Source organism: Streptomyces sp. NPDC059009, assembly GCF_042740175.1.
Lineage (GTDB): Bacteria > Actinomycetota > Actinomycetes > Streptomycetales > Streptomycetaceae > Streptomyces.
The window spans coordinates 113,767-137,350 of sequence record NZ_JBHYJB010000006.1 but is presented as its reverse complement, the minus strand read 5'-3'; the positions used below and the strand labels follow the sequence as shown (position 1 = coordinate 137,350).

The window sequence follows — 23,584 nt, the reverse complement described above, 5'->3', positions numbered from 1 at the left end:
CCCTACTCTCACAGGTGGCGGCGTCGGGCGGTGACGTGCCGGTCGTACTCTTCCCTGGCCTTGACCGCCGCCTGACGGGTCGCGGTCTCGGCCACGGGCACATCCCACCACGCCTGTGCGGGGGGCGGGCCCGACACTGTGTCTGCCGTTTCCGTCTCCACGTAGACACATGTGGGGCCGTCCGCGGCGCGCGCCTCGCGCAGCGCGCCGCGCAGTTCGTCGACGGTCCTCGCGCGCAGCACGCGCATCCCGAGCGAGGCCGCGTTGGCGGCGAGGTCGACGGGCAGCGGGTCGCCGGTGTACGTGCCGTCGGGCGCCCGGTAGCGGTAGGCGGTGCCGAACCGCTCGCCGCCCACGGACTCCGAGAGCCCGCCGATCGACGCGTATCCGTGGTTCTGCAGGATGACGACCTTGATCGGCAGGCGTTCCTGGACGGCGGTGACGATCTCCGTCGGGTTCATCAGATACGTCCCGTCGCCGACCAGCGCCCACACCGGCCCCCCGGGCTCGGCCAGGCACACCCCGATCGCCGCCGGGATCTCGTAACCCATGCAGGAGTAGCCGTACTCGACGTGGTACTGCCGGGGCGAGCGGGCCCGCCACAGCTTGTGCAGATCGCCGGGGAGCGAACCGGCCGCGTTGATCAGGACGTCGGCGCCGGTGACGATCTCGTCGAGGGCGCCGAGCACTTGGGCCTGGGTGGGCCGGGCGTCGATCTCGGCGGCCTCGAAGGCGGCGGCCACCCGGTGCTCCCAGCGCGCCTTGTCGCCGCCGTACGCCACCGCGTAGGCGTCCTCGACGCGGTGGCCGCGCACCGCTTCCGTCAGGGCCTCAAGTCCCGTACGGGCATCGGCGATCAGCGTCAGGGCCGCCATCTTGTGGCCGTCGAACGGCGCGATGTTGAGGTTCAGGAAGCGGACGCCGGGGGCGGCGAAGAGGGTGCCCGAGGCGGTGGTGAAGTCGCTGTAGCGGGTGCCGACGCCGATCACCAGGTCGGCGGTGCGGGCGAGTTCGTCGGCGGCGGCGGTGCCGGTGTGGCCGATGCCGCCGACGTCCGCGGGGTGGTCGAAGCGCAGCGAGCCCTTGCCGGCCTGGGTGGCGGCGACCGGGATCCCGGTCGCGTCGGCGAACTCCGCCAGCGCCTCCTCGGCGCCGCTGTGGTGGACGCCGCCGCCCGCGATGACCAGGGGCCGCCGGGCCGCCCGCAACGCCCGTGCGGCGGCCTCGACTTCACGCGGGTCGGGGGCGGGGCGGCGCACGCTCCACGTCCGCTCGGCGAAGAACTCGCGCGGCCAGTCGTACGCCTCCGCCTGCACGTCCTGCGGCAGGGCGAGGGTGACGGCGCCGGTGTCGACGGGGTCGGTGAGCACGCGCATCGCCTGCAGCGCGGCCGGGATGAGGGCCTCGGGCCGGGTGATCCGGTCGAAGTACTTCGACACCGGCCGCAGGCAGTCGTTCACCGACACATCGCCCGCGTACGGGACTTCGAGCTGCTGGAGCACCGGGTCGGCGGGCCGGCTCGCGAAGACGTCACCCGGCAGCAGCAGCACCGGCAGGTGGTTGACGGTGGCGAGCGCGGCGCCGGTCACGAGGTTGGTGGCGCCGGGCCCGATCGACGTGGTGACGGCGTGCGCCGCGAGCCGCCCCGACTGCCGCGCGAACCCCACGGCGGCATGCACCATGGCCTGTTCGTTGCGCCCCTGGTGGAAGGGCATCTCGTCCCCGTACTCGACGAGCGCCTGCCCGATCCCCGCCACGTTGCCGTGCCCGAAGATCCCCCAGGTCCCGCCGATGAGCCGCCGCCGCGCGCCGTCCCGCTCGGTGAACTGCCGCGACAGGAAGCGCACCAGAGCCTGCGCGGTGGTGAGCCGGACGGTGGGGGCGGCCTGGGTGGAGCCGGTGCTGGTCATCGGTACGCCTCCGTGTGATCGGGGTGGAAGCAGATCCGCCACTCCCGCTCGGGGCCGGGGCCCGCCATCACGTTCAGGTAGTACAGGTCATGGCCGGGCTGGGCGATCGACGGGCCGTGCCAGCCGTCGGGCACGAGCACGACGTCACCCGTGCGGACCTCGGCGAGGACGTCGGTGCCACCGTCGCGGGACGGAAACACCCGCTGATACCCGAACCCTTCGCGCCCGTCCCGGGTCCGCTCCACCTCGAAGTAGTAGATCTCTTCGAGCTCGGACTCGATGCCCGGGCGGTGTTCGTCGTGCTTGTGCGGCGGATACGAGGACCAGTTGCCGCCGGGCGTGATGACCTCGACGGCGATGAGGCGGTCGCACGCGAAGGCGTCGGCGGACGCGAAGTTGCGGACCTGGCGCGCGCAGTTGCCGCTGCCACGGGCCTCGACGGGAACCTCCGGCGCGGAGCCGTAGCGGGCGGGGAGTCGACGCTCGCACTTCGCTCCTGCCAGGGCGAAGCGGCCTCCCGCGCCGGAGGCGATCTGGATATGGGCATCCCGGGGCACATAGGCGAAGTCGCTGACTCCACTGAACACGCTGTCCCGGCCCAGTAGTTCGATGATCCCGCCTTCGGCGTGCACCGTACAGCCGCCGGCCAGGGGCAGCACGATCCATTCACTCTCACCGGTGGCGAAGGAGTGCAGGCCGCCGGGCGGCAGTTCGACGATCCGCAACGCCGAGTGAGCGAGCGGTGTCTGCTTCGGATCGATGTCGAGGGCGTAGGCACCCCCGGCCGTACTGCCCCTGGGTACGTACGCCATGGAACGCCTCCTCGCTACAGCAGTCTCACTCGTGGCGGTCACAACAGTCCTACGGCGGTGTCGACCGCTCCGGCCACGTCCCCGTCGGGCGGGTACAGCAGGGCACGCCCGGCGACCAGGCCCTGCACGGTGGGCAGTTGCAGCGCACCGCGCCACTTCTCGTACACCGCGTCCTCGTCGTTCGCACCGTTTCGATCATCCCCCACATCGCCGCCGAGCAGCACCGCGGGCAGCGTCGAGGTCTCCAGGACGCGCGCCATGTCGTCCGGGTTGCGGGTGACGGGCACCTTCAGCCAGGTGTACGCGGAGGTGCCGCCGAGGCCCGAGGCGATGGCGATGGAGGTGATGACGGCTTCGGGACTCAGGTCGTTGCGCAGCACGCCGCTCCCTTCTCGTCTGCCACCGTCGCCTTCTCTTCTGCTCAGGAACGGTTCGACGAACACGGGGAGGCGGTGCTCGGCCATCGCGTCGACGGCGCGCGCGGCGGCGTGCAGCGTGTCGAGGGAGCCCGGGTCCCGGTGGTCGACGCGGAGCAGCAGCTTGCCCGCGTCGAACCCGATCCTGGCCAGGTCCTGGGGCCGGTACCCCGTGAACCGGTCGTCCAGCTCGAACGCGGCACCGGCGAGGCCCCCTCGGTTCATGGACCCCATCACGACCTTCCCGTCGAGGGCACCGAGCAGCAGCAGGTCCTCGAGGATGTCGGCGGTGGCGAGGACGCCGTCCACGCCGGGGCGGGACAGGGCGAGGCAGAGGCGTTGGAGGAGGTCGGTCCGGTGGGCCATGGCGAGGGGGTCGCGGCCGACGCCGAGGGCGCCCCGTGCGGGGTGGTCGGCGGCCACGATGAGCAGCCGCCCGCTCCGGCCGAGGAGGGGGCGCCGGGGGCGGCGGGCCGCGGCCTCGGCGATGGCTTCGGGGTGGCGGGCACGGGTTCTGGCGAGGGCGCCCGGGTCGATGGTCATTGGCATTTCCCCAACCCCGCCCCTTCCCGAAGTCCCGGACGGGCTGTCCCTAGCCCGTCCGGCGATTGAGGAGGAGGCGCGTTCAGCGCCGATGGGGGTCTAGGGGCGCAGCCCCAGGACGGGCACACCGGGGCCGCGGCAGCGGTTTTCGGGAAGGGGCGGGGTTGGGGAAAAGTCACGTCACCGCCCCTGCCCGCACCGCCGCCTCGACCTCATCCGGGTACGGCATCGCGGACGAACACTCAAGACGCGAAGCGACGATCGCCCCCGCCGCGTTGGCGTACCGCACCACCCGCTCCAACTCCCACCCCGCCAGCAGCCCATGACACAGCGCCCCACCGAAGGCATCCCCGGCCCCGAGCCCGTTCAGCACCGTCACCGGCAGCGGCGGGACCTCCGCACACTCCCCCGCCGCACTCATCGCAAGCACCCCCTTGGGCCCCTGCTTCACCACCGCGAGCTCGACCCCCGCGTCCAGCAACGCCCGTGCCGCAGCACCCGGTTCACGCTCCCCGGTGGCCACCTCCACCTCGTCGAGGTTCCCGACGGCGACGGTGGCGTGCCCGAGCGCGGCCCGGTAATGGGCCCGCGCCTCGCTCGCGTCCGCCCAGAACATCGGCCGCCAGTCGAGATCGAAGACGGTGGTCCCCGACGACCGGGCACCCAGGGCCGTCAGCGTCGCCCCGCGACTGGGCTCCGCGCACAGCCCCGTCCCCGTCACCCAGAAGATCCGCGCCGCCGCGACCGCGCCCAGGTCCAGTTCGTCGCCCCGGATCTCCAGATCGGGCGCCTTCGGCAGGCGGTAGAAGTAGAGCGGGAAGTCGTCCGGCGGGAACACCTCGCAGAAGGTGACCGGCGTGGGCAGGCCCGCGACCCCGGTCACCCAGCGGTCGTCGACGCCGAACTCCCGTAGCGCCCGGTGCAGATACTCCCCGAAGGGGTCCTCACCGGTGCGCGTGATCACCGCGGTCCGCCGCCCCTGCCGCGCCGCCGCGACCGCGACGTTCGTGGCCGAGCCGCCGAGGAACTTCCCGAAGGACGTGACCTCCGCGAGCGGCACCCCGGCCTGAAGCGGGTAGAGGTCCACCCCGATCCGGCCCATGGTGATGACGTCATACGGATCGGTCACCGCGTCCTCGCTTCCTGTCGTCTCCCCCAGGTCTAATCCCGCCCCGGGAACCCTGTCAACATTTTGTCCTTACATTCGGACCACCCTTGACACCCTTCTGAAGCGGCCGGGAGGCTTGGGCCATGACGACGCTGCCCCGCCTGTCACACATCCGGATCGGTTCGGCTCCCGACTCGTGGGGCGTGTGGTTCCCGGACGACCCGGGGCAGGTCCCCTGGCGCCGCTTCCTGGACGAGGTCGCGGAGTCCGGCTACGAGTGGATCGAGCTCGGGCCGTACGGATATCTCCCGACCGACCCGGTCGTGCTCGGCGAGGAGACCGCGCGGCGCGGCCTGAAGGTGTCCGCCGGGACCGTCTTCACGGGGCTGCACCACGGGCCCGCCGTCTGGGACGAGACCTGGGCCCACGTCGCGGACAACGCCGCGCTCGCGCGGGCGACCGGCGCCGGGCACCTCGTCGTCATCCCCGCCTTCTGGCGCGACGACAAGACCGGTGCGGTCCTCGAGGACTCGACGCTCACGCCGGAGCAGTGGCGCCATCTCACCACGCAGACCGAGCGGTTGGCGCACGAGGTGCGCGAGCAGTACGGGCTGCGCGTGGTGGTCCACCCGCACGCGGACACCCACATCGACGGCGAGGAGAACGTCGCCCGCTTCCTGGACGCGACCGACTCCGACCTGGTCTCGCTCTGCCTGGACACCGGCCACTACGCGTACTGCGGCGGCGACAGCGTCAAGCTCATCGAGACGTACGGGGAGCGCATCGGCTATCTCCATCTCAAGCAGGTCGACCCGGCTGTGCTCGCCCAGGTCCGGGACGAGGAGCTGCCGTTCGGGCCCGCCGTGGCGCGGGGCGTGATGTGTGAACCGCCGGCCGGTGAGCCGGCCCTGGAGCCGGTCCTCGACGCGGCGCAGCGCCTCGGCGTCGACCTCTTCGCCATCGTCGAGCAGGACATGTACCCCTGTCCGCCGGAGCAGCCGCTGCCCATCGCCCGGCGGACCCGCTCGTTCCTACGATCATGCGGGGCCTGACGGGGAGGTAGGACATGAACGGGGGGACGGGCAGGAGGCCGGCGGGACGGGGAGTCGGCGGGATCGGCCTGCGCGGCCTGGGGCTCGACGGGCTGCGCGCCCCGGCCCGCTCCGCCCGCTCCCGGGACGGGAGTTGGGAGATCGCGACGGGGCTGCCGCATCCGCGGCTGCGGCCCGGCGTGATCAGCTACCGGGGGATGCGGTTCGCACTGCCGGGCCCGCGCCGCCGCCTCGAAGTGCCGATCGGCGCGGTCACGCTGCTGCTCGGCTTCGACCGGCCGGTGCGGATCACCGGCCTCGCGGGCTCGACCCGCCCCTCGGTGTCGCTGGTCTCGGTGCTCTCGGGGCTGTGCACGGAGCCGGTGATGGGCGAGCACGACGGCCGTCTCGCGGGGATCGAGGTGCTGCTCACGCCCTGGGCCGCGTTCACGCTCTTCGGCACCGCCCTGCACGAGCTGTCGCACCGCAACATCGACCCCGACGCGCTGGACCTCGGGGGCCCCGCGCACGGCCGGTGGGAGAGTGTCGGCGAACTCGCCGCCGCCCTCGGCGACCTGCCCTCCTGGACCCAGCGCTTCGCCCTCCTCGACGACGCGTTCGCGCGCTGGGCCGAGAGCGGCCCGCCGTCGTCGGCGCGCACGGTGCGGGCCTGGGGCGAGCTGGTCCGCACCCAGGGCGCCGCGCCGGTCGCGCACATCGCCGAGGAAGTCGGCTGGAGCGTACGGCAGTTGGAGAACCGCTTCCGGGAACAGATCGGCATCGGCCCGAAGGCGGCCGGGCGGGTGCTGCGGCTCCAGCGGGCCCGGCGGCTGCTCGCGGCGGGGCGCAGCCAGGCGGAGACGGCGGCGCTCTGCGGCTTCTACGACCAGGCGCATCTGAGCGGCGAGTTCAAGGCGATGACGGGGTGCACCCCGGGGGAGTTCTCGGTGGCCCGGCGCCGGGGGCCGCTGCCCGGGGGGCCGCCGCAGCCGGACCGCCTCGCGGGCGAGCCGACGAGCCTGATCCTGCCCTCCGACCCCTCGGCGCGTGCCGCGTTTTTCTCCAAGACCCGGGGGCGGCGCTGAGGCACGCTGTGCCCTTCGAGCCGCACGACGAGCCACATGACCCCGGGGGAAGCGGGGAAGCCGGCGGGCCGGACCTGGCGCAGCAGGCCCGGCCCGCTCAGCTTGCTCCGTTCGCAGCTTGCTCCGTTCTCAGCTTGCGCCCCGTGAGCGCCCTGGCGACGCGCCCCTCGCACGCATCGCACGCGTCACAAATCCGCCCGTCCTGTCACACATGTCCCGCATACGCGGGTCTTGCGTCACAGCCGGACGACAGCCGCCCCCCTGCGCGCCCCCCGCGTCGTTCACCGGGCACAGGCTGAGTGATCGCCAGCGTCCGCGCCGCAGCTCCCCCGACGGCTCTCCCGAGCCGCCCCTGCGGCGCCCGCAGGGAGGTGCCACTGATGACCGACCGAAGGCTCTGGTCGTACAAGGAGATCGCCGCGCACATCCGGGTCCAGCCCGACACCGTGCGCTCGTACCGGAAGCACGGGCTGCTCCCCGCCCCCGACCACGTGGAGGGCGGCAAGCCCTACTGGTACGCGGACACCATTCGCGCCTGGGTGGCGGCGCGCCCCGGCAATCGCGGCCGGAGATTTGATTGATACCCCCTAGGGGTATAGTGTGGGACGTGTCAGAGGGTCCCCGGCGACTCCGGGGCTCCTCCTGCACGTTACGACTCCCCCTGCACGCCCGCTTCACCGAGTCACCGAGGAGAACGCCATGAGCGCCCAGACCGAGCTCCCCCAGGTCAGCACCGAGTCGACCGGCTCCTGCTGCTCCCCCAGCGGCTCCTGCCACTCCGGCGCCGCCGCCGAGACCTCGCAGGGCGCCACCACCACCGTGTACGAGGTGACGGGGATGACCTGCGGCCACTGCGAGGGCGCCGTCTCCGGCGAGATCTCCGAGATCGCCGGGGTCACCTCCGTGACGGCCGTCGCCGCCACGGGCCTGGTGACCGTCGTCTCCGACGCCCCGCTCGACGAGGAGGCCGTGCGCGCCGCCGTCGACGAGGCGGGCTACGAGCTCGCCGGAGTCAGCAAGAGCTGACCCGCACCTGCACCGCAGTCGGCCGGGTACCCGCGAGGGTCCCGGCCCGCTCGGCGTTCCCCGCTCGGCGTTCCCCACCCCTCGTACGCGCAGCGAAAGCTCGTCCTCGTAGCGAAAGAACCACCGCCATGACCACTCGCGAAGCCGAACTCGCCATCGGCGGGATGACCTGCGCCTCCTGCTCGGCCCGCATCGAGAAGAAGCTGAACCGCCTGGAAGGGGTGACCGCGTCGGTCAACCTCGCCACGGAGAAGGCGAAGGTGTCGTACGCCGACGGGGTCGAACTCCCGCAGCTGATCGCGACGGTCGAGAAGCTGGGCTACACCGCGGCGGAGATCGAGCCCCCGCCCCCGGAGCCGGAGTCGGACCCGGAGGGTGCGGAGCCCGGTGGGCCGTCCGGCGACGGTGAGAGTGCCGCGCTGCGGCAGCGGCTGCTCGTCTCCGCCGCGCTCTCCCTGCCCGTGGTCCTGCTCGCGATGGTCCCCTCGCTGCAGTTCGACAACTGGCAGTGGCTCTCGCTGACCCTCGCCGCGCCCGTCGTGGTCTGGGGCGGGTTCCCCTTCCACCGGGCCGCGTTCACCAATCTGCGGCACGGCGCCGCCACCATGGACACCCTGGTCTCGGTGGGCACCCTGGCCGCCTTCGGCTGGTCGCTGTGGGCGCTGTTCTTCGGGACGGCGGGGATGCCGGGGATGCGGCACGGCTTCGACTTCACCGTCAGCCGTACGGACGGCTCGTCGACCGTCTATCTCGAAGTGGCCGCGGGCGTCGTCACGTTCATCCTGCTCGGCCGCTATCTGGAGGCCCGCTCCAAGCGGCGGGCGGGCGCCGCGCTGCGGGCCCTGCTCGAACTGGGCGCGAAGGACGTCTCGGTGCTGCGCGGGGGCGCGGAGGTGCGGGTTCCGGTGGCGCGGCTCGCCGTGGGCGACCGGTTCGTGGTGCGGCCCGGGGAGACCGTCGCCACCGACGGGACCGTGGTCGAGGGCGCCTCGGCCGTCGACGTGTCGATGCTGACCGGTGAGTCCGTGCCCGTCGACGTGGCGGTGGGCGACGCGGTGACCGGGGCGACCGTGAACGCCTCCGGGCGGCTCGTCGTCGAGGCCACCCGCGTCGGCGCCGACACCCAACTGGCCCGGATGGCCCGGCTCGTCGAGGACGCGCAGACCGGCAAGGCCGAGGTGCAGCGGCTCGCCGACCGGATCGCCGCGGTCTTCGTGCCCGTCATCTTCCTCATCGCGCTCGGCACGCTGGTGGGCTGGCTGCTCGCCACGGACGACGCCACCGCCGCGTTCACCGCGGCCGTCGCCGTCCTGATCATCGCCTGCCCCTGCGCCCTCGGGCTCGCCACCCCGACCGCGCTGATGGTGGGCACGGGACGCGGCGCGCAGCTCGGCATCCTGATCAAGGGACCCGAAGTCCTGGAGTCCACCCGGCGGGTGGACACCGTCGTCCTGGACAAGACCGGGACGGTGACGACCGGGCGGATGACCCTTGCGGACGTCCATGCCGCCGAGGGCGCGGACATCGAGGCCACCGAGGAGAAGCAGCTGCTTCGGCTCGCCGGGGCCCTGGAGCACGCCTCCGAGCACCCCCTCGCGCGGGCGGTGGCGGCGGGCGCGGCCGAGCGGCTCGGCCTGGACGCGGGCCAACTGCCCGTACCGGAGCGGTTCGAGAGCGTCGCCGGGCAGGGCGTGCGGGGCGTGGTGGACGGGCACGAGGTGCTCGTGGGGCGGGAGCGGCTGCTCGCCGGGGCCACGGTGACGGGACTCGACCGGCTCGCCCCGGCGCGGGAGGCGGCGCGGGCCGCCGGGCGCACCGCCGTGCTGGTCGCCTGGGACGGACAGGCGCGCGGCGTCCTCGAAGTGGCCGACGCCGTCAAGGAGTCCAGTGCCGAGGCGGTCCGCGCGCTGCGCGCCCTCGGCCTCGCCCCGGTCCTGCTCACCGGCGACGGCCGGTCGGTCGCGGAGGCGGTGGCCCGCGAGGTGGGCATCGACACCGGCGCCGTGTACGCGGAGGTGCTCCCCGAGGACAAGGTCGACGTCGTACGGCGGCTGCAGGGCGAGGGCAGGGTCGTGGCGATGGTCGGGGACGGCGTGAACGACGCGGCCGCGCTCGCCACCGCCGACCTGGGCCTGGCCATGGGCACCGGCACGGACGCCGCGATCGAGGCGAGCGATCTGACGCTGGTGCGCGGGGACTTGCGCGTGGCGGCCGACGCCATCAGGCTCTCCAGGAAGACCCTCGCCACGATCAAGGGCAACCTCTTCTGGGCCTTCGGCTACAACGTCGCCGCGGTGCCGCTCGCGGCCGCCGGTCTGCTGAACCCGATGATCGCGGGCGCCGCGATGGCGTTCTCTTCGGTCTTCGTGGTCACCAACAGCCTTCGTCTGAGGACCTTCACATAGCCCCCGCAGGCTCGTTGCGGCATTCTCACCTCTGACGCCGGATCGGCATATCGGGCCTCTTGCGTACCTTCAGGACATATGCAAGAGACGCAGATCACAGTCTTCCGAACGTAACCATTGAGGGGGCTCGCGAGTCTAAGAGTGCGATGCCAAGGACGTCTTGGGGGACGTCTCGGGCATCGGGGACAGAGTGTCTTGGGGGATGCTCTGGAATTGCGTTGCCGGGGCACGTGCACCGGGGAGCTTTGAGCGGCCCTCCCGTACGTACGCGTCCCGGCAGACCGCAGCGGCGCGCTGCCCACAGTCGCCCGGCCGGATCCCGTGGGGGGAATCCGCACCGGGACACAGGAAAGCGCCCCGACCGTCGACCCGTGGGGGGATCGGCGGCGGGGCGCTTTTCGCCGTATCAGGACCCGTTCAAGGCCCGCTGAATCAGCGGGCCTTGGTCTGGCGGACCGTGCTCAGCGGGCCTCGACCGGGACGAAGTCCCGAAGGACCTCCCCCGTGCTGTGCCAGCCCGGGGGACGACCCCCGGACCCCCAGCCGTTGGTCAGCGAGCCTCCACGGGCACGAAATCCCGAAGAACCTCACCCGTGTAGATCTGGCGCGGGCGGCCGATGCGGGAGCCCGGCTCCTTGATCATCTCGTGCCACTGGGCGATCCAGCCCGGGAGGCGGCCGAGGGCGAACAGGACCGTGAACATCTCGGTCGGGAAGCCCATGGCGCGGTAGATCAGGCCCGTGTAGAAGTCCACGTTCGGGTAGAGCTTGCGCTCGACGAAGTAGTCGTCGGCCAGCGCGTGCTCTTCCAGCTTCAGGGCGATGTCGAGCAGCTCGTCCGACTTGCCGAGGGCGGAGAGGACGTCGTGCGCGGCGGCCTTGATGATCTTCGCGCGCGGGTCGAAGTTCTTGTAGACCCGGTGCCCGAAGCCCATGAGCTTCACGCCGTCTTCCTTGTTCTTCACCTTGCGGATGAAGGTGTCGACGTCGCCGCCGGATGCCTGGATGCCCTCCAGCATCTCCAGGACCGACTGGTTGGCGCCGCCGTGCAGCGGACCCCAGAGGGCGGAGATGCCCGCGGAGATCGACGCGAACATGTTGGCCTGCGAGGAGCCGACCAGACGGACCGTGGACGTCGAACAGTTCTGCTCGTGGTCCGCGTGCAGGATCAGCAGCTTGTCGAGCGCGGCGACGACGACCGGGTCCAGGTCGTACTCGGCGGCGGGCACCGAGAAGGTCATGCGCAGGAAGTTCTCGACGTAGCCGAGGTCGTTGCGCGGGTAGACGACCGGGTGGCCCTGCGACTTCTTGTACGCGTAGGCCGCGATCGTCGGAAGCTTGGCGAGAAGGCGGATCGTCGAGAGGTGACGCTGCTTCTCGTCGAACGGGTTGTGGCTGTCCTGGTAGAACGTCGACAGCGCGCTGACCACGGACGACAGCATCGCCATCGGGTGGGCGTCGCGCGGGAAGCCGTCGTAGAACCGCTTGACGTCCTCGTGCAGCAGGGTGTGCTGCGTGATCTCGTTCTTGAACGTGGCCAGCTCGTCGACCTTCGGCAGCTCGCCGTTGATCAGGAGGTACGCCACCTCGGTGAAGGTGGAGCGCTCGGCCAGCTGCTCGATCGGGTAGCCGCGGTACCGGAGGATGCCCTGCTCGCCGTCGAGATAGGTGATGGCGGATTTATAGGCGGCCGTGTTGCCATAGCCGCTGTCCAGGGTCACCAGACCGGTCTGGGCGCGCAGCTTCCCGATGTCGAAGCCCTTGTCGCCGACGGTCGATTCGATCACCGGGTAGGTGTACTCGCCATCGCCGTACCGCAGTACTACAGAGTTGTCGCTCACGTCATCCCTCACCGACGTTGTGCCTCTTCTTCGAGGTGCCCTGACTGTCTCTACCATCCCCCATTTGGCCCTGGAGAGTGCACTCGGGGTCGACCATTGGGCCTATTGACGGCACTGAGTGCCGCCAACCTGCTCATCCTGCCGCCTATGCCGTGGTTCCGGAAGTGGTCTGTGACCTTTGCGACTCATTTGATCGATCAAACGTGACCTGCCCGTAGTGGATACGGGTGTTGAGCCGCCTCGACCCCTTCAGGCGGGCCTCCGTCCCGAGAGGCGGAAGTCCAGCGCCGTACAGCGCCTGCCCGCCGAGACCGTGCGCACCGCTTGTCCGAGAGCCTTGCGCGAACCGACCAGGACGACCAGCTTCTTGGCGCGGGTCACGGCGGTATAGAGCAGATTCCGCTGGAGCATCATCCAGGCGCCGGTGGTGACGGGGATCACCACCGCCGGGTACTCGCTGCCCTGCGAGCGGTGGATCGTCACCGCGTACGCGTGGGCCAGCTCGTCCAGTTCGTCGAAGTCGTACGGGACCTCCTCGTCCTCGTCGGTCAGGACCGTGAGGCGCTGGTCGTCGACGGACAGGGCGGTGACCACACCCACCGTGCCGTTGAACACGCCGTTCAGGCCCTTCTCATAGTTGTTGCGGATCTGGGTGACCTTGTCGCCGACGCGGAAGACGCGGCCGCCGAAGCGCTTCTCCGCCAGGTCGGGGCGGGCGGGGGTGATGGCCTGCTGGAGCAGGCCGTTGAGGTTGCCCGCGCCCGCGGGGCCGCGGTGCATGGGGGCCAGGACCTGGATGTCGCGGCGCGGGTCCAGGCCGAACTTGGCGGGGATGCGGTGCGCCGCCACGTCCACCGTGAGCCGGCCCGCGTCCTCCGTCTCCTCCTCGACGAACAGGAAGAAGTCGCTGAGGCCCGAAGTCAGCGGCGGAACACCCGAGTTGATCCGGTGGGCGTTGGTGACCACGCCGGACTGCTGGGCCTGGCGGAAGATGCGGGTGAGGCGGACGGCGGGGACGGGGCTCCGTTCGCTGAGCAGATCCCGCAGGACCTCGCCCGCGCCGACGCTCGGCAGCTGGTCCACATCGCCCACGAAGAGCAGATGGGCGCCCGGCGGCACGGCCTTCACCAGCTTGTTGGCGAGCAGCAGGTCCAGCATGGACGCCTCGTCGACCACGACCAGGTCGGCGTCCAGGGGGCGGTCCTTGTCGTACGCCGCGTCCCCGCCGGGCTTCAGCTCCAGAAGGCGGTGGACCGTGGACGCCTCGGCGCCGGTGAGCTCGGCCAGGCGCTTGGCGGCCCTTCCGGTGGGCGCGGCGAGCACAACCTTGGCCTTCTTGGCGCGGGCCAGCTCGACGACGGAGCGGACCGTGAAGGACTTGCCGCAGCCGGGGCCGCCGGTGAGGACGGCGACCTTGCGGGTCAGGGCGAGCTTGACCGCCTCCTCCTGCTCGGGCGCGAGCTCCGCGCCCGTGCGGTCCGCGAGCCAGGCCAGGGCCTTGTCCCAGGCGACGTCCTGGAAGGCGGGCATGCGGTCGTCCGCCGTGGTGAGCAGGCGCTTGAGCTGGGCGGAGAGGGACAGCTCGGCGCGGTGGAAGGGGACCAGGTAGATCGCGGTGACGTCGCCCTCGCCCTCGGGTCCTGGCACCGATTCACGGACGACGCCAGGGCCTTCTTCGTCGCTCTCCTCCTGCGCCGCGAGCTCGGCGAGGCAGTCGATGACGAGGCCCGTGTCGACCTGCAGGAGCTTCACCGCGTCCGCGATCAGGCGCTCCTCGGGCAGGAAGCAGTTGCCCTGGTCGGTGGATTGCGAAAGGGCGTACTGCAGACCGGCCTTGACGCGCTCCGGGCTGTCGTGCGGGATGCCGACGGACTGGGCGATGCGGTCGGCGGTGAGGAAGCCGATGCCCCAGACGTCGGCGGCCAGGCGGTACGGCTGGTTCTTCACGACCGAGATCGACGCGTCGCCGTACTTCTTGTAGATGCGGACGGCGATGGAGGTGGAGACGCCCACTCCCTGGAGGAAGACCATGACCTCCTTGATGGCCTTCTGCTCCTCCCAGGCGGCGGCGATCATCTTCGTGCGCTTGGGGCCGAGGCCGGGGACCTCGACGAGGCGCTTGGGCTCCTGCTCGATGATGTCGAGGGTGTCGGCGCCGAAGTGTGTGGTGATGCGGTCCGCCATGACCGGGCCGATGCCCTTGATGAGGCCGGAGCCCAGGTAGCGGCGGATGCCCTGGACGGTGGCGGGGAGCACTGTCGTGTAATTCTCGACGGTGAACTGCTTCCCGTACTGCGGGTGGGAGCCCCAGCGGCCCTCCATGCGCAGGGACTCGCCGACCTGGGCGCCGAGGAGCGAGCCGACCACCGTGAGCAGGTCGCCGGCGCCGCGGCCCGTGTCCACGCGCGCGACCGTGTAGCCGGTCTCCTCGCTCGCGAAGGTGATCCGCTCCAGGACCCCCTCGACGACCGCCTGCCGCGGGGGCGGCACCGCTCCTGAACTCGCCATGATCCGACGTTACCGCCGGGCGCCGACAGCGTGGCCGGGCTGTGGATAACCGGACAGTTTCGAGGGGCCCGGCCGATCGGCCGGGCCCCTCAGGTGTCTCCCTCCCCTGTCGATGGCTCCCGAGATCCCCCCGGATCTCCCCCTCCGGAAACACCGACGCCCAGTACGACCCGCGTCGGCCGCGAAGGGTTGCACGGAGTCGCCGAAAAGTTTCCCAGAGTGCCGACATATCGGGTCAGACGTAGCGTTTATGGCATGAGTGATGACGCTTCTTCCTTTGAGCAGGACGTGCTCGACCAGCTCGGCGATGACCAGCTCCAGGAGCTGGGGCAGCTGCCCGGCGTCGCCGAGGCGGGCGGTCCTCAGCAGTTCGTCTCCCACACCGTGTCCGCGCTCGCGGGCGGGCTCCAGGACAAGGCGGCGGGGGCGCCCGAGGACGCCGACGAGGTGAAGCAGGCCGTCGCGGAGGTCGCGGAGGCTCCCGCCGACGGTGCGGCGCCCCTCCAAGGTGTTGCCACCCTCGGGGGCGGGCTGGGTGGGCTTCTCGGCGGGACGATGATGTCGGGCATGCTCGCGAAGATGAGCAAGCCCGTCGCCTCGGCCGTCTCCAAGAAGACGGGGCTTCCGGAGGCCACGGTCAGCCGGGGGATCGAGATGCTGATCCCCATCGTGCTGGCGGTGATGGCCAAGCGGGCCAGTGGGGCGAAGGCGCCGGGGGCGGGGGCCGGGGGCGGGGGCGGGGCGCAGGCTTCTGGGGGCTTGGGTGATCTGCTGGGTGGCATCTTGGGGGGCGGGAAGAAGTAGCCCCTGGCCCGCCCCTTCCCGAAACCGGGGGCAGGCCCCCGGGCCCCCGGGGCGGGTGGGCCTTGCGGGGGCTGCGCCCCCTGCGCCCCTGCTCCGGGGCTCCGCCCCTTGCCCCCATCGGCGCTGAACGCGCCTCGTCCTCAAACGCCGGACGGGCTGGGAAGGAGGAAGGGGTGGCGCTACGCGCCTTGTCCTCAAACGCCGGACGGGCTCAGAGATCTCCGCCGGACAGGCTGATGCGGAACCTCTTCGCCGTCTCCGCCAGCAGCTCCCGCCCGTCCCCCGCCCACAACTCCTCGTTGAACAGCTCCACCTCGATGGGGCCGGCGTACCCGGCCGCCTCCATGTAGGCGTGCCACTCCCTCATGTCGATCGCGCCCTCCCCCAGCTGGCCCCTGCCGTTGAGGACCCCCTGGGGCAACGGTGTGATCCAGTCGGCCAGTTGGAAGGCGTGGAGGCGGCCCGTGGCTCCCGCGCGCGCGATGTGCGCGGGGGCCGTGTCGTCCCACCAGACGTGGTACGTGTCCACGCAGACGCCGACCTGGTCGGCGGGGAAGCGTTCCGCGAGGTCCAGGGCCTGGGACAGCGTCGACACCACGCAGCGGTCCGAGGCGAACATGGGGTGCAGGGGCTCGATGGCCAGGCGGACGGAGCGGTCGGCGGCGTAGGGGGCCAGTTCCGTGAGGGCCTCCGCGATGCGTTCGCGGGCGCCGTGCAGGTCGCGGCTGCCCTTGGGGAGGCCGCCCGAGACCAGGACCAGGGTGTCCGTGCCCAGCGTGGCCGCCTCGTCGATCGCCGCCTTGTTGTCGTCGATGGCCCACCCACGCGCGCGTGCCTCGATGTCCGTCAGGAAGCCGCCCCGGCAGAGGGTGGTGACCGTCAGGCCCGCGTCGCGCATCAGCCGCGCCGTCTCCGCCAGGCCGTACGCGTGCACCGGTTCGCGCCAGAGGCCCACCCTTCGTACGCCCAGGTCCGTGCAGGCCGTGGCGAGTTCGGGGAGGCCGAGTTGCTTCACCGTCGCCTGGTTGATGCTGAAGCGCGCCGGCACGGTCTCTGTCGGCGTCGCCGTCGTTGTAGGTGTCGCTGTCACTGGTCCGCTCCGTACACCCGGTCCGCTCCGTACACCTGGTCCGCTCCGTACACCTGGTTGAACGTCTTCATGCGGGTCGCCGCACGCTCCGGTTCATCGAACAGGTCCAGGTCGCGGGCGAGTTCGTAGGCGCGCCGCAGATGGGGCAGCGAACGGGCCGACTGGAGGCCGCCCACCATCGTGAAGTGCGACTGATGGCCCGCGAGCCAGGCGAGGAAGACGACGCCCGTCTTGTAGAAGCGGGTCGGCGGCTGGAAGAGGTGGCGGGACAACTCGACGGTGGGGTCGAGGAGTTCGCGGAACCTCGTCACGTCTCCTGTGTCCAGGGACCGGACCGCTCGCGCCGCCAGGGGCCCCAGCGGGTCGAAGATGCCCAGGAGCGCGTGGCTGAAGCCGTGGGCGTCGCCCGCGATCAGCTCGGGGTAGTGGAAGTCGTCTCCCGTGTAGCAGCGCACGCCCTTGGGGAGGCGGCGGCGCAGGGCGATCTCGCGGTCCGCGTCCAGGAGGGAGATCTTGACGCCGTCCACCTTGTCAGGGTGGGCCGCGACGACCTCCAGGAAGGTCTCGGTCGCGGCGTCGAGGTCCGGGCTCCCCCAGTAGCCGGTGAGCGCCGGGTCGAACATCGGGCCGAGCCAGTGGAGGATGACCGGTTCGGATGACTGGCGGAGCAGCCATCCGTACGTCTCGATGTAGTCCTCGGGGCCGCGCGCGGCCTTCGCCAGTGCGCGTGAGGCCATCAGGATCGCCTGGGCGCCCTCGCCCTCGACGAGTTCGAGCTGTTCCTCGTAGGCCGCCCTGACGTCCGCCAGGCGGGCCGGGACGGGGAGTTGGTCGGTGCCGACGCCGCACGCGACGCGGCCGCCGACCGCGCGCGCCTCGGCGGCGGAGCGGCGGATCAGCTCGGCCGCGGCCGTCCAGTCGAGGCCCATGCCGCGCTGCGCGGTGTCCATGGCCTCGGCGACCCCGAGCCCGTGCGACCAGAGGTGGCGGCGGAAGGCGAGCGTCGCGTCCCAGTCGATGGCCGCAGGGGAGTCCGGGGAGACGTCGGCGTGCGGGTCGGCGACGACGTGGGCCGCCGAGAAGACGGTCCGGGAGACCAAGGGGGAAGTAGGGGCCGAGGGGGACGAGGGGGACGAGGGGGACGTGGGGGGTCCGTCCGCGGGTGCGGGGGTCACAGGGTGATCTCCGGTACGTCGAGGCGGCGGCCCTGCGCCGCCGAGCGCAGGCCGAGTTCGGCGAGCTGGACGCCGCGGGCGCCTGCCAGGAGGTCCCAGCGGTAGGGCGCGTCCGCGTACACGTGCTTGAGGAAGAGCTCCCACTGGGTCTTGAAGCCGTTGCCGAAGCCGCCGGAGGCGTCCGGTCCGTTGTCGGGGACCTCCTGCCACTGGTCGCGGAAGGAGTGGGTGGCGGGCAGGTCCGGGTTCCAGACCGGCTTCGGGGTCGAACCGCGGTGCTGGATGCGGCAGTTGCGCAGGCCCGCGACGGCCGAGCCCGCCGTCCCGTCGACCTGGAACTCGACGAGTTCGTCGCGGTTGACGCGCACCGCCCAGGAGGAGTTGATCTGTGCGACGGCGCCGCCCTCCAGCTCGAAGAGGCCGTACGCGGCGTCGTCGGCGGTGGCGTCGTACGGCTTGCCGTTCTCGTCCCAGCGCTGCGGAATGTGGGTGGCGGTGAGCGCCTGGACGGTGCGCACGCGGCCGAACAGCTCGTGCAGGACGTACTCCCAGTGCGGGAACATGTCGGTGACGATGCCGCCGCCGTCCTCGGTGCGGTAGTTCCAGGAGGGGCGCTGGGCGCTCTGCCAGTCGCCCTCGAAGACCCAGTAGCCGAACTCGCCCCGCACGGACAGGATCCGCCCGAAGAAGCCGCCGTCGACGAGCCGCTTCAGCTTGAGCAGGCCCGGCAGAAAGAGCTTGTCCTGGACGACGCCGTGCTTGATGCCCGCGTGGTGCGCGAGGCGGGCGAGCTCCAGGGCGCCGTCGAGGCCGGTGGCGGTGGGCTTCTCGGTGTAGATGTGCTTGCCCGCGGCGATGGCCCGCTTGAGGGCGGTCTCGCGGGCGGCGGTGACCTGGGCGTCGAAGTAGATGTCCACGGCGGGGTCGGCGAGGACCGCGTCCAGGTCGGTGGTGAAGTGCTCCAGGCCGTGCTCGGCGGCGAGGGCGCGCAGGGCGTGTTCGCGGCGGCCCACGAGGACCGGCTCGGGCCACAGGACCTCGCCGTCGCCCAGGTCGAGGCCGCCCTCCTCGCGCAGGGCGAGGATCGAGCGGACCAGGTGCTGCCGGTGGCCCATCCGTCCCGTCACGCCGTTCATGGCGATGCGCACCGTCTTGCGTGTCACGTCGAGTCCGTCCCTCCGCAGAGCGAATAGCGAGCTGATGGTCGAGCGAGATAGCAAGCGCTTTCTACACGAGAGAAAGTTAGCCTGCCTCCAAGGCCCGGACAAGACGGAGGATGACCAGATGACCGTGACCCTGGCGGACGTGGCGGCCCGCGCCCAGGTCTCCCCCGCCACCGTCTCCCGCGTCCTGAACGGGAATTACCCCGTCGCCGCCGCCACCCGCGAGCGGGTGCTGCGCGCGGTGGACGAGCTGGACTACGTCCTGAACGGCCCGGCGAGCGCGCTCGCCGCCGCCACCTCCGACCTGGTCGGCATCCTGGTCAACGACATCGCCGACCCCTTCTTCGGGATCATGGCGAGCGCGGTCCAGTCGGAGATCGTCGGGCCCGGGGGGCGTGCGGGCGGGGAGCGGATGGCGGTCGTGTGCAATACGGGCGGCTCTCCGGAGCGCGAACTCACCTATCTGACGCTCCTCCAGCGCCAACGCGCCGCCGCCGTCATCCTCACCGGCGGGGCGATCGAGGACACGGAGCACGCGGAGGCGATCGCGGGGAAGCTGCGGCGGCTCGCGGAGGCGGGGGCGCGGGTGGTGCTGTGCGGCCGGCCGCCGTCGCCGTCCGCGGACACCGAGGCGGTGGCGCTCGCCTTCGACAACCGCGGCGGCGGACGGCACCTGACGGAGCATCTGCTCTCGCTCGGCCACCGCCGCATCGGCTACATCGCGGGCCCCGAGGAGCGCACCACGACCCGCCACCGCCTGGAGGGCCACCGCGAGGCGCTCGCCGCGCACGGCGTCCCCGACGACCCGGCCCGTACCCTGCACGGCCCGTACGACCGTCGCTCCGGCTACGACGCGACGGCCGAACTGCTGCGCCGCGAGCCGGAGTTGACGGCTGTCGTGGCCGCGAACGACACGGTGGCCCTGGGCGCCTGTGCCGCCCTGCGCGACCGCGGCCTGCGCATCCCCGAGGACGTCTCGGTGGCGGGCTTCGACGACCTCCCCTTCAGCGTCGACGCGGTCCCCGCGCTGACGACGGTGCGCCTGCCCCTGTACGAGGCGGGGGCGCGGGCGGGCCGCATCGCGATGGGGCGGGAGACGGCGCCGCCCGGGGGTGTGGCGACGGTGCACGGGGAGCTGATGGTGCGGGGGTCGACGGGGGCGCCGTGCCGGTGAGCCCTTGATGTCGTTGACATGACTGGGAAAGGGAGGCTCATATGTCAGTCATGGTCATGGATGCACCCAGCGCCTGGGACGTACTGGACGGCGTCAATCTTCCCCGCGGCTACCGCGTCGAGATCACGGAGGGGAAGATCATCATGACGCCTCAGGGCGAGTACCAGTGGAAAGTCATCCTCAAAGCGGCTCCTCAGATCGAGCAGCAGCTCGCCGCTCACGACGACATCCTCTCGGACGTCATGATCGACTTCCCGTCCAGCCAGTACGGCTACGCACCCGACCTGGCGATCGTCGCGCCGGGAGCCGAGCGCAACAGCCGCGACCGCTTCGAGTGGCACAGCCTCGAAGCGGTCCTTGAGATCGTGCCGGAGAGCAGCCGCGACAACGACTTCACGAAGAAGTTCCACCTGTACGCCGAGTGCGGCATCCCCCTGTACGTCGTGATCGACCCCGAGAACGGCGTCTGCACTCTCTACCGCCGCCCGACCAGGACCGGAACATACGAGGACGAGGCGCAGGTCCCGTTCGGGCAGGACCTCGTCCTGCCCCTGGAGGGGCGGGACATCACCATCCGGACCGATGGCTTCCCCAAGATGGGCGAGCTCGGCTGAACCGGGAGGGTTCCCCTCTCCCTCACCCCGCCGTACCGTTGACTAAGTCAAAGGAACCTCGGGGTGATCCGCCATGGTGATCAGGAAGTCCGAGAGCGTGGCCGCTGCCGCGCTCGCGCCCGTGCAGGAGCTGCGCGCCTTCAACCGGTTCTACACGAACCTCATCGGCGCCCTCGACTACAGCCGCCACCTCTACGTCCCGTACACCCTCACCGAGTCCCGCGTGCTGTACGAGCTGGCGCACAGCCCGCGGACCGACGCCGCCGACCTGCGGGGCGAACTGTCCCTCGACGCCGGGTACTTGAGCCGTCTGCTCGCCAAGTTCGAGCGGGACGGGCTGGTCGAGCGCGGGCCCTCCGCGCGGGACTCGCGGCGACAGCGCATCACCCTCACCGCACGCGGGCGCTCCGCCGCCGATCTGCTGGACGAGCGCTCGCGCGAGGCCGTGGGGGCGCTGCTGTCCGGGGTGTCCGCCGGGGACCGGGTGCGGCTCGCGGCGGCCCTCGGGACCGTGCGGGAGATCCTGAGCGGCTCCCGGGAGAGAGCCCGGCGGGCCGAGGACGTGGTGCTGCGCGAGCCCGGCGCCGGGGATCTCGGGTGGATCGTGGAGCGCAACGCCGCTGTGTACGCGGCCGAGTTCGGGTGGAACACCGACTACGAGGGCCTCGTCGCGCGGATCGTCGCCGACTTCGCCGAGGACCACGACCCGCACCTGGAGCGGGTGTGGATCGCCGAGCTCGACGGGCGGCCCGTGGGGTGCGTGATGTGCGTGCGCGACGAGGCCCCGGGCACCGCCCGGCTGCGGCTGCTGCTCGTGGAGCCGGACGCCCGGGGCCTGGGCGTCGGGGACCAACTCATCGGCTGCTGTGTGGAGTTCGCGCGCGGAGTGGGCTACCGCGAGCTCGTGCTGTGGACCAATGACGTGCTCGAAGCGGCCCGGGTCCTCTATCAGCGGCACGGCTTCGTGCTGGCCGCGGAGAAGCCGCACCGGTCCTTCGGGGTCGACCTCGTGGGGCAGGACTGGCGGCTCGGGCTGCATGCCGCGCCCGCGTAAGAGCGGGCCCGGTGCGAAAGCGCCCGGCAACGGGGGCTCGGCAACGCGGGGTTGACCCTGTTCGCACGGCGGATAGTGTCCCCGCCATGAAGCTCGCCTTCTCCACCCTCGGTGTCCCCGGCCTCCCCCTCCCCGACGTGCTGCGCCTCGCCACCGAGCACGGCTACGACGGGGTGGAGCTCCGCGCCCACCCCGAGGAACCCGTGCACCCCGGCATCGACCTGGTCCAACGGGCCGACGTGGCCGCCTCGTTCAAGGAGAGCGGCGTGCGGATCCTCGGTCTCGCGGGGTACCCGCGCATGGCCGAGCCCGGGGACGACGAGCCCGTGCTCGCGGAGGTGCGGGCACTGGTCGACCTCGCCCGTGACGTGGGCGCACCCTTCGTCCGGGTCTTCCCCGGCGGCGGCACCGAGCAGAGCCCCGAGGAGGCCGACGCGACGGCGGCCCGACGCCTCGGCACCGCAGCCGAGTTCGCCGCCGACGCCGGGGTCCGCATCCTCCTGGAGACCCATGACTCGCACCGCACCGGAGCCGCCGCCGCCCGCGTCATCGGCACGGTCGGGCACCGCCAGGTCGGCGCCCTGTGGGACGTGATGCACACCTGGCTGGGCGGCGAGCGCGTCGCCGCCTCGTACGCGGCGCTCGCCCCGCAGCTCGGCTACGTCCAGGTCAAGGACATCGCGTCCGCCGACGACACCACGCCCCTCGCGCTCGGCACGGGCGTCCTGCCGCTCGCGGAGTGCGTGGGGCTGCTGCGGCGCGAGGGCTGGGACGGGTGGCTGTGCTGGGAGTACGAGAAGCGGTGGTACGAGGACGCGGCGCCGCTGCCCCAACTCCTCAGCGCCGGGCGGGAGTACCTGGCGCGGCTGCTCGCGACGGACGGGCGGCGGACACAGCCACAGGGCTGACCCCACCGGAACCCGTACCGGATGATCCGGAACCCGTACGCGACGCGGGGCCCAGCGACGTCAGTGCCACCCCCGCCACCAGCAGCGCCCCCGCACACCACCGCAGCCCGGTCACGGACTCCCCCAGGAACAGCGCCGACGAGGACATCCCGACGACGGGGACGAGCAGCGAGAACGGCGCGACCGTCGACGCGGGGTGGCGGCGCAGCAGATAGCCCCAGGCGCCGAAGCCGAAGACCGTGGTGATCCACGCGACGTAGACGATGATCCCGGCGCCCTGCCAGTCCAGGGAGCGCAGGGCCGCGAGGTCCTCGGACGGGCCCTCGAAGAGGAGCGAGAGGGCGAGCAGCGGCAGGACCGGGACGGTGCTGACCCACACCATGAAGTTGAGGGCGTCGGGCGGGGCGGCCTTGCGGGTGAGGACGTTCGAGACGCCCCAGCAGGCGGCGGCGCCGATCAGCAGCGCGAAGGCGCCGAGCGGGCCCGTCTCCCCCTCGTCGACGGCCGCGACGGCGATCCCGGAGAGGGCGATCACCATGCCCGACGCCCGTATTCCGCCCGGCCGTTCACCGAGCGCCACGAAGGCGAAGAGGGCCGTGAAGACCGCCTGGATCTGCAGCACGAGCGAGGAGAGCCCGGCGGGCATCCCCGCGTCCATGCCGATGAACAGCAGCCCGAACTTGGCGACGCCGAGAACCAGGCCCACACCGACGATCCACTTCCACGCGACCTTCGGGCGGCCCACGAAGAACACCGCGGGCAGCGCCGCGACGAGGAAGCGCAGCGCGGAGAAGAGGAGGGGCGGGAAGTGGCCGAGGCCCACCTCGATGACGACGAAATTGACGCCCCAGACCGCGGTGACGAGCACGGCCAGGCAGATGTGAGCAGGTCGCATGCGTCGAGGATCACCCGCCGCGA

20 protein-coding genes are annotated in these 23,584 nt (G+C 71.8%); 10 read left to right on the top strand and 10 right to left on the bottom strand.

Annotated elements, in window-relative coordinates; all coding sequences use genetic code 11:
• Positions 1–8 precede the first annotated feature (8 nt).
• The 4 genes from iolD to iolC all read right to left on the bottom strand — a co-directional run bounded on the left by iolD (position 9) and on the right by iolC (position 4,783).
• A complete protein-coding gene (iolD, locus tag ACFWYM_RS08190; protein ID WP_384831808.1) occupies positions 9–1,910 on the bottom strand; it encodes a 3D-(3,5/4)-trihydroxycyclohexane-1,2-dione acylhydrolase (decyclizing) in 1,902 nt (633 codons plus the stop codon).
• Positions 1,907–2,722 (bottom strand): 5-deoxy-glucuronate isomerase, encoded by an 816-nt coding sequence (iolB, locus tag ACFWYM_RS08185; protein WP_384831805.1) that lies wholly within the window; start codon positions 2,720–2,722, stop codon positions 1,907–1,909. The genes iolD and iolB overlap by 4 nt, the downstream gene beginning before the upstream one ends.
• 38 nt (positions 2,723–2,760) lie before the next feature.
• Positions 2,761–3,681, bottom strand: a complete 921-nt coding sequence (locus ACFWYM_RS08180; RefSeq protein ID WP_384831802.1) for a deoxyribose-phosphate aldolase — start codon at positions 3,679–3,681, stop codon at positions 2,761–2,763.
• 175 nt (positions 3,682–3,856) lie between these two features.
• Positions 3,857–4,783: a 5-dehydro-2-deoxygluconokinase gene (gene iolC, locus ACFWYM_RS08175; protein ID WP_384832104.1), complete on the bottom strand. Its 927-nt coding sequence runs from the start codon at positions 4,781–4,783 to the stop codon at positions 3,857–3,859.
• A gap of 149 nt (positions 4,784–4,932) precedes the next feature.
• On the opposite strand from iolC, the gene ACFWYM_RS08170 reads away from it, so the two are divergent.
• The 5 genes from ACFWYM_RS08170 to ACFWYM_RS08150 all read left to right on the top strand — a co-directional run bounded on the left by ACFWYM_RS08170 (position 4,933) and on the right by ACFWYM_RS08150 (position 10,336).
• A complete protein-coding gene (locus ACFWYM_RS08170; protein WP_384831799.1) occupies positions 4,933–5,841 on the top strand; it encodes a sugar phosphate isomerase/epimerase family protein in 909 nt (302 codons plus the stop codon).
• A gap of 14 nt (positions 5,842–5,855) precedes the next feature.
• The gene (locus tag ACFWYM_RS08165) at positions 5,856–6,905 is read left to right on the top strand and encodes a helix-turn-helix domain-containing protein (RefSeq protein ID WP_384831796.1); all 1,050 of its coding nucleotides are present in this window, start codon (positions 5,856–5,858) and stop codon (positions 6,903–6,905) included.
• A gap of 380 nt (positions 6,906–7,285) precedes the next feature.
• Positions 7,286–7,486, top strand: a complete 201-nt coding sequence (locus tag ACFWYM_RS08160) for a helix-turn-helix transcriptional regulator (RefSeq protein WP_384831793.1) — start codon at positions 7,286–7,288, stop codon at positions 7,484–7,486.
• Between the two features lie 118 nt (positions 7,487–7,604).
• Positions 7,605–7,931 (top strand): heavy-metal-associated domain-containing protein, encoded by a 327-nt coding sequence (locus ACFWYM_RS08155; RefSeq protein ID WP_384831790.1) that lies wholly within the window; start codon positions 7,605–7,607, stop codon positions 7,929–7,931.
• Positions 7,932–8,059: 128 nt separating this feature from the next.
• Positions 8,060–10,336, top strand: a complete 2,277-nt coding sequence (locus ACFWYM_RS08150) for a heavy metal translocating P-type ATPase (RefSeq protein ID WP_384831787.1) — start codon at positions 8,060–8,062, stop codon at positions 10,334–10,336.
• Positions 10,337–10,886: 550 nt separating this feature from the next.
• Here ACFWYM_RS08150 and ACFWYM_RS08145 read toward each other — a convergent pair.
• Together ACFWYM_RS08145 and ACFWYM_RS08140 are read right to left on the bottom strand one after the other, a co-directional pair.
• Positions 10,887–12,233 carry a citrate synthase gene (locus tag ACFWYM_RS08145; RefSeq protein ID WP_384831784.1) on the bottom strand — a complete coding sequence of 449 codons (1,347 nt, stop codon included), beginning with the start codon at positions 12,231–12,233 and terminating at the stop codon, positions 10,887–10,889.
• 192 nt (positions 12,234–12,425) lie between these two features.
• Complete coding sequence (locus ACFWYM_RS08140) at positions 12,426–14,684, bottom strand: ATP-dependent RecD-like DNA helicase (protein WP_384831781.1); 2,259 nt, start codon at positions 14,682–14,684, stop codon at positions 12,426–12,428.
• Between the two features lie 255 nt (positions 14,685–14,939).
• Between ACFWYM_RS08140 and ACFWYM_RS08135 the strand changes: the two genes are divergently transcribed.
• Positions 14,940–15,488: a DUF937 domain-containing protein gene (locus ACFWYM_RS08135; RefSeq protein ID WP_384831778.1), complete on the top strand. Its 549-nt coding sequence runs from the start codon at positions 14,940–14,942 to the stop codon at positions 15,486–15,488.
• Between the two features lie 211 nt (positions 15,489–15,699).
• Here the strand turns inward: ACFWYM_RS08135 and ACFWYM_RS08130 are convergent, their stop codons facing one another.
• From ACFWYM_RS08130 to ACFWYM_RS08120, 3 genes are read right to left on the bottom strand one after another with little or no spacing between them, the layout of a single operon-like run.
• Positions 15,700–16,578, bottom strand: a complete 879-nt coding sequence (locus tag ACFWYM_RS08130; protein WP_384831775.1) for a sugar phosphate isomerase/epimerase family protein — start codon at positions 16,576–16,578, stop codon at positions 15,700–15,702.
• Positions 16,575–17,753: a dihydrodipicolinate synthase family protein gene (locus ACFWYM_RS08125; protein ID WP_384831773.1), complete on the bottom strand. Its 1,179-nt coding sequence runs from the start codon at positions 17,751–17,753 to the stop codon at positions 16,575–16,577. Before ACFWYM_RS08125 ends, ACFWYM_RS08130 begins: the two co-directional genes overlap by 4 nt.
• Positions 17,750–18,916 (bottom strand): Gfo/Idh/MocA family protein, encoded by a 1,167-nt coding sequence (locus ACFWYM_RS08120; protein WP_384831770.1) that lies wholly within the window; start codon positions 18,914–18,916, stop codon positions 17,750–17,752. Before ACFWYM_RS08120 ends, ACFWYM_RS08125 begins: the two co-directional genes overlap by 4 nt.
• Before the next feature lie 121 nt (positions 18,917–19,037).
• Between ACFWYM_RS08120 and ACFWYM_RS08115 the strand changes: the two genes are divergently transcribed.
• The 4 genes from ACFWYM_RS08115 (at position 19,038) to ACFWYM_RS08100 (ending at position 22,666) form a co-directional block, all read left to right on the top strand.
• Positions 19,038–20,090, top strand: coding sequence for a LacI family DNA-binding transcriptional regulator (locus ACFWYM_RS08115; protein WP_384831767.1), 1,053 nt, complete (start codon positions 19,038–19,040; stop codon positions 20,088–20,090).
• A gap of 41 nt (positions 20,091–20,131) precedes the next feature.
• On the top strand, positions 20,132–20,704 hold the full coding sequence (locus ACFWYM_RS08110; RefSeq protein WP_384831764.1) for a Uma2 family endonuclease: 573 nt from the start codon (positions 20,132–20,134) through the stop codon (positions 20,702–20,704).
• Between the two features lie 73 nt (positions 20,705–20,777).
• Positions 20,778–21,758: a GNAT family N-acetyltransferase gene (locus ACFWYM_RS08105; protein ID WP_384831762.1), complete on the top strand. Its 981-nt coding sequence runs from the start codon at positions 20,778–20,780 to the stop codon at positions 21,756–21,758.
• An 86-nt stretch (positions 21,759–21,844) separates the two neighbouring features.
• Entirely contained in the window at positions 21,845–22,666 is an 822-nt protein-coding gene (locus ACFWYM_RS08100) for a sugar phosphate isomerase/epimerase family protein (protein WP_384831761.1), read from the top strand.
• On the opposite strand, the gene ACFWYM_RS08095 is transcribed toward ACFWYM_RS08100, so the two are convergent.
• Entirely contained in the window at positions 22,596–23,561 is a 966-nt protein-coding gene (locus tag ACFWYM_RS08095) for an EamA family transporter (protein ID WP_384831758.1), read from the bottom strand. The genes ACFWYM_RS08100 and ACFWYM_RS08095 overlap by 71 nt on opposite strands.
• Positions 23,562–23,584: the final 23 nt, after the last annotated feature.